Here is a 12,727-nt window from a genome sequence, read left to right on the forward strand (position 1 = left end):
GGAAAGCCCATAGGCAACTGGTCAAAAAGCACAGGCTTCCGCACCTCTCCCACTGATAACTGGGAGATTGCGGTTTTCGGTGACAGCATAAGCCATGGCGGCGGTCATATTTCCTTTGGCCCTGCAGACCTCGAATACAGTTGGCTCACGTATTTGAACAGCCCTGCAGTAAACCTTTCACAGAGTGGCAATCTCACCAGTGACATGCTGGCAAGGTTCGAGCGTGATGTCGTACCGTTCCACCCGAAATATCTGCTTATTATGGGCGGTTCAAACGACCTGCGTTCCGATGATTATTCAGTCGAAAGCGCAATGCAGAATATGGACGCTATCGAAAAAAAATGCCGTGAGCACGGTATACGTCCTATTTTCCTAACGCTGCCCCCTGTGAATACAGCCAACATTGCGCGTGCCTTCTCCGAGCCTACTGACCCGGCGTGGAAGGAAAAATTTGCCCGTTTCAATGATTTTCTACGTCAAAAACCTCATATAGACGTTGCAAAATCCTTTGCTGCCTACAGCAGCGAAAAAGCCGAGCTTCCTGAGTGGCTGGGCTATGACGGACTGCATGAGGATATTATAGGCAAGCAGCTCATAGCCGCCCGTGTCAATGCTGACTGGGAAAATGCGGTGCAGGCAGCTGATGAATGGTTCAATCAATAATTAAACAAATAATCCCGATAAAAGGAAGGTGTATCGTATGCAGGCAATCGAAATCAAACCCGGAGTCTACTGGGTAGGCGCTATAGACTGGTCTCTGCGCAATTTTCACGGTTATACCACAAGCCGCGGTTCGTCGTATAACGCGTATCTCATCATTGACGAGAAAATCACGCTGATTGACACGGTAAAAGCGCCCTTCCGTGACGAGCTTATTTCACGTATTTCCTCAGTTATTCCGCCGGAAAAAATCGACTACATTGTGTCAAACCATGTGGAACCCGACCACTCCGGCTGTCTTGATTTTCTGATTCATCACTGCTGTCCCAACGCTACTGTTGTTACCAGCACCCCGCAGGGGCTGAAAGGGCTTACGGCCCGCTACGGCGACCTTCCGTATAAGACCGTCAAAACAGGCGATTCCTTCTCCATAGGAAAACGTACGCTGCAGTTCGTGGCTACCCCCATGCTCCATTGGCCTGACAGTATGGTAACGTACTGCCCCGAGGAAAAAATTCTTTTCTCCAATGATGCATTCGGGCAGCACTTAGCGTCCAACCGACGTTTTGATGATGAAAACGACCTTCACACCGTACTTGAAGAGGCAAAGAAATACTATGCCAATATCCTTATGCTCTATGGCAAGCAGGCTCAGTCAGCGCTTGAAGCCCTCAGCAGATTGGATATAGAAACCATCGCCGTAGGTCACGGTGTAATATGGCGTTCTCACATTTTGGATATCATTGCCGCATACGAGAAATGGAGCGATGACGAGGTAGATGACAGCGCCGTTGTGGTATTTGATACCATGTGGGAATCAACCCGAAAGATTGCCGATGCCATAACAGACGCTTTCACGGAAAAAGGAATACACGTCCATTACCATGACCTTCGTGTTTCGCCCTTCTCCGACGTAATCACGGATGTTCTCACCAGCAAATATCTCGCTGTAGGCTCGCCTACTCTGAACAATCAAATGCTGCCCCCTGTGGCAGGCTTCCTCTGCTACCTTAAAGGCTTTGTTCCAAAAGGACGCCAAGCCTTTGCTTTCGGCTCATACGGCTGGGGAGGACAGAGTATTGCACAGGTTGATGCGGAGCTAAAAGCCGCCGGCTGCGACATAGTGCTCGACCCTATCCGCATCGCAAATATTCCCACAGAAAAAGACCTCTCGGATATTCGCGAGAAAATAAAAAATCTCTGAACCACACAAAAAAGCAGAGCTTCGTGAAAAACACGAAGCCCTGCTTTTTATTATGGTCAAATCTTGAACTGTGCCATTTGCTTCTGCAAGTCCTGGGACATTGCTTTGAGAGCCATGCTGGCTTCGGACATTTCATGCATTATGGAGGACTGTTCTTCCGTAGATGCCGATACAGACTGTGCTTCGTGGGACGTCTTTATGCTGACCTCACGAATTCTGTTCACAGACTCCACAACCGTCTGGCTGCTTGCGTTGACATTGTCAATGTCCTTAATAGCATGCTCGATATTCAGATAGAGAACATTTACCATTTCTTCGATAGTGGTAAATGCCTGTCCTGCTTCGTTGACAAGGGTTGTATTCTTTTCAACGGATGCGTTGCCCTTCGCCATAGCCTGAACCGCTTCTTCAGTATCCTTCTGGATTGCGCTGATGAGGGCTGCGATGTTTCCTGCCGCCTCGCCGGACTGCTCGGCAAGCTTTCTGACTTCCTCTGCGACGACTGCAAATCCGCGTCCTGCTTCGCCTGCACGTGCTGCCTCAATAGCCGCGTTAAGTGCAAGAAGGTTCGTCTGGGCAGCAATATTGGATATGGTGTCGATAATCTGTCCGATTTCCGTAGAACGCTCACCAAGGGACTGAACGACACGGGATACATTCTGTATTTCTTCTGCCAGCTCGTTCATGGAGGTAACAGCGTTGTCTATTGCCTTGCGGCCATTGGCAGCACCTTCACGGCTTCCGTCTGCCGCGGTCTGCATTTCCTGCGAAGCATTGGAAAGCTCTGTCATCTGATCTCCCATGTTGTCCGTCTGGCGTGCGACCTCATCAAGCTCATCAGCCTGTTCTCCCGCACCCTCTGCCATCTTAACAACACTTTCTGCAACCACCTGAACACTCTTGGAGGTTTCAGCTGCGTTCAGAGCAAGCGTATTGCTGGACTCCGTTACCTGCTGTGCAGACTGGGATACGTTCTTCATAAGAGCACGTATCTTCCTTTGCAGTTCATTCGTGCCTTTTGCGATATCTCCGATTTCATCGTCGGTATCAATAGGAATATCCTTGCCGCGAAGGTCTCCGTCTGCAACCTTTTTCAGTGCACCGGCTACAAACTCCAGGGGCTTAATCATTTTTCCGATAAACATCCAGGACAGTCCGCCGGCGATAATCTGAAGGATAACAGCCGCTATCACATTTACCTTTATGAAGTGGTTCTGGATTCCTTCAATCTGCTCCATGGGAATACCCATGAACATCATGCCGACTACCTGCCCGCTGCTGTTTTTAAGCGGAGCATAGCTGCAAAGATAGCGGTTTCCCAAAACCTCAGCCATACCTGTGAAATTTTTACCTTCCTTTATTACCTGCTGAATAACAGCCTCGGATGCTTTTGTTCCTGTTGGACGTTTCCCGCTCCCGTCCTTGAATGTCGTTGCAACGCGTGTATCTCCGGCAAACAGCGTCACGTTGTTTCCGCTGAGCTGTCCGAGATGGTCTACCAGCTCATTGTTGTCATTCATTTTCGCGTCGTTCTTATAAAGAACACCGTCCTTGACGCTCCACTCGCCCTTGTGCTTCAAGTCCACTACTTCCATACACTGCGTCAGGTCTCTGGACGCCTTTGACTCAAGCGCAACCTCAAACCCATCGCTTGCATTCCGGTAGCTCAATATGCCTATCAGAATACTTACGAGGAGTAGAAATACGTTAAAACCTATTATTGCTTTCTGCCGGACCTTCATGTCAAACATCTCCTTTGTTATTCATAATGACCCAGTATGGTAAGGCACCCCGAATACTTGCGCAGAAGCCGGAACCCACCCGTATTTACGATTCCATTTCTTATTTCTATAGTATCATGTAATTATGTAAATGTTAATATATTTTTTGAAAATTTAGTTATTTAAGGACAAAAATAACTCCGCATAAATCGAGCTTATGCGGAGTTAATATCAAAGGTTAAATATGTAATTAGACGAGAGATGCGCGAAGCTCTTCTCCTGTTTTCGGAGAGAGGTATGCAGGCGGTACATCCAGTACAGTCATGCAGCCCTTTTTGCCATGTTGTGCAAGGCGTACAAGCGCACGTGCATAAGCAACAAGAACACTGGTCGTAAACTCAGGATTGGAATCAAGCTTCAGACTGAACTCGATTACATGCTTATGCTCTTTGTTGTTGCCTGTAGCACCGGAACGAATAACAAATCCACCGTGTGCAAGACCGCCGTGATTCTTCAAAAGCTCTTCTTCGCTGATAAAATGAACTGTTGTATCATAGTCAGCAAAGTAGTTCGGCATGGTTTTGATTTCTTTTTCTACCTGTGCGGCATCTGCGCCGTCCTCAAGGACAACATAGCACTCACGGGTATGCTTCTGGCGTGTAGTAAGTTCAGGCTGCGAACCGCTTCTTACTGCTTCAAGAGCACTTTCTACAGGAACCGTGTACTGTTTCGCGTTTTTGACTCCTTTAATACGGCGGATAGCATCTGAATGACCCTGGCTGACACCTTTGCCCCAGAATGTATAGTCCTTTCCTTCCGTAAGTATAACATTGCCGTAAAGACGTGCAAGGGAGAACATGCCCGGGTCCCAGCCTACGGAAATAATAGCTGCCTTACCGCCCTTTTTAGCGGCAGCATCGACTGCATCAAAATGCTGCGGAAGATTTGCGTGTGTATCGAAGCTGTCTACCACGTTAAAAAGCTCTGCGAGCTTCGGTGTCTGCTCCGGAAGATCCGTTGCGCTGCCGCCGCAGAGAATCATAACATCAATTTTATCCTTCCACTCTGCCACATCAGACGCGCTGACGACAGGAACGCCTGCAAGGCGAATTTTTACCTGTGACGGGTCACGGCGTGTAAATACCGCAGCGAGCTCCATGTCAGGATTAGCCTCTACTGCATACTCAACACCGCGTCCGAGATTGCCATAACCGAAAATACCGATTTTAATGCTCATTTTCTTGTTCTCCTTTACCATCTCTATATTTTTTATCATATCTACTATACCTGCGTGGTCTATTATACTCCATAGTATGATAAAAAAAAAGATACCGGACACATATTTGTGCCCGATATCTTTGTATACTTTTACTCAGCAGCCTGACCGACTTCTTCAGCTGCAGGTGCAGCTTCAACGGTACCCTCCGGTTTATCCGGATCGACTACATTGATATTGCGGTAGCGTCCCATACCTGTGCCGGCAGGAATCAGCTTACCGATGATAACGTTCTCCTTGAGACCGATGAGCGGGTCAACCTTACCCTTGATAGCTGCATCCGTCAGGACACGTGTCGTCTCCTGGAAGGAAGCTGCCGACAGGAAGGAATCCGTCGCCAGAGATGCCTTCGTGATACCGAGAAGAATCGGTTTTGCCACTGCCGGCTCGCCGCCCTCTTCGATAACGCGCGCATTGACTGCCTCAAACGAGTTGATATCAATATATTCACCCGGCAGGAAACCTGTATTGCCGGATTCTTCAATCTTAACCTTGTGCAGCATCTGGCGTACCATGACCTCGATATGCTTATCGTTGATCTCAACGCCCTGTCCCTTGTACACTTTCTGAACTTCGTATACGAGGTAACGCTGCGTATCCTTAAGACCGCATACGCGGAGGATATCATGCGGGTTGATGGAGCCTTCGGTAATCTTGTCACCCGGCTTCATGTGGTCGCCGTCATGGGCAGCCATACGTGCGCCGTACGGGACAGCGTATTCACGAGGTTCGCCGTCTTCCGGCGTAATCGTAACTTTGCGCATACCCTTGACATCGGTAACCTCTGCCACACCCTCGATTTCAGCGATGATAGCATGGTGCTTCGGTTTACGTGCCTCGAAAAGCTCCTCGACACGCGGAAGACCCTGTGTGATATCGTCGCCGGCAACACCGCCGGAGTGGAACGTACGCATCGTGAGCTGTGTACCCGGCTCACCGATAGACTGAGCTGCGATGATACCGACAGCCTCACCCACATCGACTTCTGTTGCGTTTGCAAGGTCACGGCCGTAGCACTTGACGCAGACACCGTACTGGGATTTACACGTCAGCACGCTGCGGATAGATACGTGGTCACGAACCTTGACAATTTCTTTTGCCATATCTTCATCAACAGTGTCGTTGAGGCTGGCAACCTTCTCACCCGTTTCCGGATTGATGATGTCTTCTGCAAGAACACGGCCGACGATACGCTCTTCAAGCGGCTCGATGACACGGTTGCCCTCGCGGATAGCTTCAACTTCGATACCGCGGACATTGTTATTACGGACTTTGACTTCGCGCGCATCGCTGTCAAGAGCCTTGTTAACAAGCTCTTCTGTGAGCAGCGTGTCTGCAGCGATAAGCTCCTCGCCGTCCTTCGTGACGACAGCCTTTGTTGTCTTCTTGCCGACCATCTCGCGGATGATGGATTTGCGGATAGCAATCTTCTCATCCTCGTCAGTTACGCCGAGAACGACTGTCTCGGAGAGCATAGCGTTGCTGATAACAGCCTCGGAGAGAGCCAGGGAGCCGCGGATAACGACTTCCGGAACACCATTTTCGCCGATTGTCGTGAGGTCGTCTTCAGAAAGAACCGTATCACGCGGCAGGATAATCTCGCCCGTTGCCGGGTCGACAATATCTGCGCCGAGAACACGGCCGAAGAGCATGTCATGCAGGATAGCGACTGCCTCTTCAGAGGAGTCAGCCAGTCTTGCACGGTCACGTACAAGGTTGATTCCGACAACGTCGCAGTCTTCCTCGCGGACAATGACATCCTGAGCGACGTCGACAAGACGGCGCGTGAGGTAACCGGAGTCAGCCGTACGGAGAGCCGTATCAGCAAGACCTTTGCGGGCACCATGCGAAGAAATGAAGTAATCGGAAACCGTAAGACCTTCACGGAAGTTAGCCGTAATCGGAAGGTCGATAATCTTACCGGACGGGTCAGCCATAAGACCACGCATACCTGCGAGCTGACGCATCTGCTGTGCGTTACCGCGGGCACCGGAGTCAGCCATCATGAAGATCGGGTTGAAGGAATCCATGTTGTCCATCATGGCTTTACCGACATCATCTGTCGTCTTCTGCCAGAGAGCAATGACCTTCTTATAACGCTCTTCCTCAGTCATAAGACCGCGGCTGAACTGACGTTCAATCTTATTGACTTCCTTCTTGGTTTCATCAATCATGCCCTGCTTCTCAGGCGGTACGATAACGTCGGAGATAGCGACGGTCATGCCGGCGATGCAGGCATAATGATAACCGAGATTCTTTACATTATCGATAACGACAGCCGTCTTGCCAGCTCCGAAATGCTTGAAGCAGTTGGCAACGAGTCTGCCCATCTCTTTCTTGTCAATACGAATACCGTAGCACCACTGACCGTCCTCATCTTTGCGATAATAACGGATTTCCGGCGGCAGGATTTCGTTGAAAATCATGCGGCCGAGAGATGTTTTAACAACACCGTAGCCTTCGATAAGCGTATGGATTTCAGCCTGAAGTGCGAGCTCCTTCTGCTGATATGCCAGGAGTGCTTCCTCGATACCCGTGACGAATTTGCCTTCGCCCTTTGCACCCGGACGGAGAATCGTCAGGTAGTAGGAACCGAGAATCATATCCTGCGTCGGAACGATAATCGGGTTACCGTCCTTCGGTGCAAGGATATGGTTGGCAGCAAGCATCAGGATACGAGCCTCTGCCTGTGCCTCCGCGGAAAGCGGAAGATGAATAGCCATCTGGTCGCCGTCGAAGTCGGCATTGTATGCCGTACATGCCAGCGGATGGAGTTTAAGAGCACGGCCTTCTGTAAGAACCGGCTCGAATGCCTGAATACCGAGACGATGAAGCGTCGGGGCACGGTTCAGGAGAACCGGATGCTCTTTGATGACCTCTTCAAGTACGTCCCAAACCTCAGGACGGACACGCTCAACCATGCGTTTTGCAGCTTTGATATTGCCTGCAACACCGCTGTTGACGAGCTTCTTCATAACGAAAGGCTTGAAGAGCTCAAGCGCCATTTCCTTCGGCAGACCGCACTGGTGAAGTTTAAGCTCAGGACCGACAACGATAACGGAACGGCCGGAATAGTCGACACGTTTACCGAGCAGGTTCTGACGGAAACGTCCCTGCTTACCTTTGAGCATATCGGAAAGCGATTTCAATGGACGGTTGCCCGGACCCGTTACAGGACGTCCGCGGCGGCCGTTGTCGATAAGAGCATCGACAGCTTCCTGCAGCATGCGTTTCTCGTTGCGGACAATGATATCCGGAGCGCCGAGATTCAAAAGACGCTTCAGGCGGTTGTTTCGGTTAATTACACGGCGATAGAGGTCGTTGAGGTCGGACGTTGCAAAGCGGCCGCCGTCCAGCTGGACCATAGGACGGAGTTCCGGCGGAATTACCGGTACAACATCCATAATCATCCATGCAGGATCATTTCCGGATTTACGGAAAGCCTCAACAACTTCGAGGCGGCGGATTGCGCGCACTTTACGCTGTCCGCTGACTTCCTCGAGTTCTTTGCAGAGCTCTTCGCTCATTTTATCAAGGTCAAGGTCAACGAGGAGCTCTTTGACTGCCTCGGCACCCATGCCGACGCGGAAGCCCGCGCCATATTTTTCGCGTGCCTCATGGTACTCGCTTTCCGTCAGAAGCTGCTTTCTGATAAGCGGCGAATCTGCCGGGTCAAGTACGATGTACGATGCGAAATAAAGCACTTTTTCAAGAGAACGCGGCGAAATATCGAGAATCAGACCCATACGGCTCGGGATTCCCTTGAAATACCATATATGTGATACCGGAGCAGCAAGCTCAATATGACCCATACGCTCACGGCGTACCTTTGAACGTGTTACCTCGACGCCGCAGCGGTCGCAGATAATGCCCTTATAACGGATACGTTTGTATTTACCGCAATGGCACTCCCAATCGCGTGTAGGTCCGAAAATACGCTCGCAGAAAAGACCGTCGCGTTCCGGTTTAAGTGTACGATAGTTGATAGTCTCCGGTTTCTTTACCTCACCGTAGGACCACTCGCGGATTTTGTCCGGCGATGCCAGACCGATTCTCATGGAATCGAAATTATTTACATCCAACAAGGGGTTGTCACTCCCTTCTTATTCTTCCGAGTTGTCATCAGGATCGACTTCCCCATTGTCATCCTGATCCATATTGCCCAGGTCTGCGATGATATCCGTGTCATCGGAAGCATCCTCCGAATCACCGTCTTCATCGAAACTCTCTTCCGAGGCTCTGCCCTGCGGTGCAGGTGCTTCGCCCGTCGGATCGACACCGTTAACATCAAGATCGAGTTCACGTGCCGTCTCGTTGATATCATCATCATCGTCCTGAATAACAATTTCCTGTGCATCCTCAGAGAGCACCTTGATATCAAGACCGATACTCTGGAGTTCTTTGATAAGAACCTTGAAGGACTCAGGCACACCCGGTTCAGGGATATTCTCGCCCTTCACAATAGCTTCATAAGTCTTAACACGGCCTACGACATCATCTGACTTGACCGTGAGAATTTCCTGCAGCGTGTAAGCAGCACCGTAAGCCTCCAGTGCCCAAACCTCCATCTCACCGAAGCGCTGACCGCCGAACTGAGCTTTACCACCCAGCGGCTGCTGCGTAACGAGGGAGTACGGGCCCGTAGAGCGGGCATGAATCTTATCCGCAACAAGATGATGCAGTTTAAGGAAGTATGTGCAGCCGACCGTTACGCGGTTCTCGAACGGTTCGCCTGTACGGCCGTCGTAAAGGACAGTCTTTCCGTCTACAGGAAGTCCTGCAGCCTTGACCGTACCGAATACGTCTTCCTCGCCTGCGCCGTCAAAGACCGGAGTTGCGATATGAATACCTGCAATGTCCGGCTTCGGCATGCCGTATTTATCGAAATCATATCCTGCATCTCTGAGACGCTGCTCAACCGTAGGATCGTTTGCTTTAATCTGCTTGCCGATTTCACGGACAGCCATACCGAGATGAACCTCGAGGATCTGTCCGATATTCATACGTGACGGAACGCCCAACGGGTTCAGAACGATATCGACCGGCGTGCCGTCCGGCAGGAACGGCATATCCTCCTGACGCATGATACGGGAAACGACACCCTTGTTACCATGACGTCCGGACATCTTATCACCGACGGAAATCTTACGTTTCTGTGCGATGTAAACGCGAACGAGCTGATTTACGCCCGGAGCGAGCTCATCATTGTTCTCGCGCTTGAAGATTTTAACATCGACAATCTTACCTGCTTCGCCGTGCGGTACACGGAGGGAAGTGTCACGGACCTCACGTGCCTTCTCACCGAAGATTGCACGGAGGAGACGCTCCTCAGCAGTAAGCTCGGTTTCTCCCTTCGGAGTAACCTTACCGACGAGGATATCGCCCGGACGGACATCAGCACCGATACGGATGATACCGTCTTCATCCAGGTCGCGGAGAGCATCCTCTGCAACGTTCGGAATATCGCGTGTAATCTCCTCAGGTCCGAGCTTCGTATCACGGGCATCGCACTCATATTCCTCAATGTGAATAGAAGTGTAAAGATCCTGTTTTACGAGGTTCTCACTGAGAAGAACAGCATCCTCGTAGTTGTAGCCTTCCCACGGCATGTAAGCAACGATGATGTTGAAGCCGAGAGCAAGCTCGCCGTGGTCTGTGGAAGGACCGTCAGCGATAGGCTGTTTTTCTACTACCTTCTCGCCCTTGTAGACGATAGGTACCTGATTTATGCAAGTTCCCTGGTTGGAACGCTGGAATTTCTGAAGCTTGTAGATATCCAGGTCGCCTTTTTTCGTACGGACCTGAATCTGGTCTGCCGTAACTTCCTCGACAGTACCAGGACGTTTTGCAAGAACCATAACGCCGGAGTCACATGCTGCCTTGTACTCCATGCCTGTACCAACCAGCGGTGCCTGCGTGCGGAGCAAAGGAACAGCCTGACGCTGCATGTTTGCACCCATGAGTGCGCGGTTAGCATCATCGTTTTCAAGGAACGGAATCATTGCCGTAGCGATGGAAACGACCTGCTTCGGCGAAACGTCCATGTAGTCAACGCGCTCGCGAGCCGCAAGGATTGTATCCTCATGGCGGCGTGCCGTGACGCGCTCGTTGAGGAACCATCCGTTCTCATCAAGCGGTTCGTTTGCCTGAGCAATAGTAATATTATCCTCTTCATCAGCCGTCAGGTAACGGACAGTATCCGTAACGATGTGGTTGACCTTATCCACCTTGCGGTACGGAGTCTCAATGAATCCGAAACGGTTGATACGTCCGTAGTTAGACAGAGAACCGATAAGACCGATGTTCGGACCTTCAGGCGTCTCAATCGGGCACATACGGCCGTAATGAGAGTTATGTACGTCTCGGACTTCGAAGCCTGCACGCTCACGGGACAGACCACCGGGTCCGAGAGCCGAGAGACGGCGTTTATGCGTAAGCTCGGACAGCGGATTGTGCTGGTCCATGAACTGAGAAAGCTGCGAAGAACCGAAGAATTCTTTAATAGCTGCAACAACAGGACGGATGTTGATAAGCGCCTGCGGCGTGATAACATCAATATCCTGAATGGACATACGCTCGCGAATAACGCGCTCCATACGGGAAAGACCGATACGGAACTGGTTCTGAAGGAGCTCGCCTACAGAACGGACGCGGCGGTTGCCGAGATGGTCGATATCATCTGTGTTGCCTACTCCGTCGAACAGGTCGAGGAGATAGTTGATGGACGCCATGATATCGTTGCGTGTAATCGTACGGTGGTGATACTCAAGCGTCGGAGAGCAGATAAGCTTCATACGCGGAATATCAAGCTCTTCCGTCTTCACCTTGATGAAGAGGACAACTGCTTCTTCCTCACCGAAGATAGCCTTCTCACGTGCTTCATCAATATCATCGAGCATAGACTCCTCGATGACAGTATCAGCCGGCAGAACGATTTCTCCCGTCTCTTTATCAACAACAGGCTCCGCAAGCATCTGACCGAGAATACGGCGTTTCCAGCCGAGCTTCTTCGTCAGCTTGTAACGTCCGACCGTAGCGAGGTCGTAACGTTTCGGGTCAAAGAACAGAGCGTTCAAAAGCTGCTGCGCGTTGTCAACCGTCGGCGGTTCGCCCGGACGGAGACGTTTATAAATTTCAACCAGAGCTTCTTCTCTGGAATTAACATTATCTTTTTCGTTCTCAAGAGTCGTCTTGATGAGCGGATGATTATCAAAGAGATCCAGAATCTCCTGATTTGTGCCGTATCCAAGAGCACGAATCAGAACCGTAACCGGCATTTTGCGGGTACGGTCGATACGGACGGACAGAATGTCATTTGCATCTGTCTCAAGTTCAATCCACGCACCGCGGTTAGGAATAACCTGTGCGTTGTAGAGTTTTTTACCGGACGGGTCAATTTCCATACCATAGTATGCGCCCGGAGAACGAACGAGCTGGCTGACGATAACACGCTCTGCACCGTTGATGATGAACGTGCCCGTATCAGTCATAAGCGGGAAATCGCCCATAAAGACTTCCTGCTCTTTAATCTCACCCGTCTCTTTATTAATGAGACGAACATTCACACGAAGCGGAGCCGCAAGTGTGACATCGCGTTCTTTGCATTCATCGAGCCCATATTTCGGCTCTCCCAAAGAAAAACTCTCAAACGAGAGTACAAGATTCCCCGTAAAATCAGATATCGGGGAAATATCACGGAAAATCTCCTGCATGCCCTCATCGAGAAACCACTTGTAGGAATTTCTCTGGATATCAAGCAAATGCGGCATTTCCATGACTTCTTTGATTTTCGCATAGCTATACCTGGTTCTCTTGCCTACCGGCACAGGATTAAACATTAAATCCTTCACTCCTTAGCCTAAGGAC

6 protein-coding genes are annotated in these 12,727 nt (G+C 50.5%); 2 read left to right on the forward strand and 4 right to left on the reverse strand.

What is annotated here, in order from left to right; all coding sequences use genetic code 11:
• Positions 1-663, forward strand: a 663-nt coding sequence (locus ACY69O_RS08590) for an SGNH/GDSL hydrolase family protein (RefSeq protein ID WP_462333055.1), incomplete at its 5' end; no start/stop codon positions are given.
• A 37-nt stretch (positions 664-700) separates the two neighbouring features.
• Entirely contained in the window at positions 701-1,864 is a 1,164-nt protein-coding gene (locus ACY69O_RS08595; protein WP_462333056.1) for an FprA family A-type flavoprotein, read from the forward strand.
• Positions 1,865-1,920: 56 nt separating this feature from the next.
• Here the strand turns inward: ACY69O_RS08595 and ACY69O_RS08600 are convergent, their stop codons facing one another.
• The 4 genes from ACY69O_RS08600 to rpoB form a co-directional block, all read right to left on the reverse strand.
• Entirely contained in the window at positions 1,921-3,606 is a 1,686-nt protein-coding gene (locus ACY69O_RS08600; protein WP_462333057.1) for a methyl-accepting chemotaxis protein, read from the reverse strand.
• 229 nt (positions 3,607-3,835) lie between these two features.
• Complete coding sequence (locus ACY69O_RS08605) at positions 3,836-4,822, reverse strand: diaminopimelate dehydrogenase (RefSeq protein ID WP_462333058.1); 987 nt, start codon at positions 4,820-4,822, stop codon at positions 3,836-3,838.
• Positions 4,823-4,953: 131 nt separating this feature from the next.
• Positions 4,954-8,946: a DNA-directed RNA polymerase subunit beta' gene (gene rpoC, locus ACY69O_RS08610; protein WP_462333059.1), complete on the reverse strand. Its 3,993-nt coding sequence runs from the start codon at positions 8,944-8,946 to the stop codon at positions 4,954-4,956.
• Between the two features lie 18 nt (positions 8,947-8,964).
• Positions 8,965-12,699, reverse strand: a complete 3,735-nt coding sequence (gene rpoB / locus ACY69O_RS08615) for a DNA-directed RNA polymerase subunit beta (protein ID WP_462333060.1) — start codon at positions 12,697-12,699, stop codon at positions 8,965-8,967.
• Between the last annotated feature and the right edge of the window lie 28 nt (positions 12,700-12,727).

The sequence above is a fragment of the Schwartzia sp. (in: firmicutes) genome (assembly GCF_978017985.1).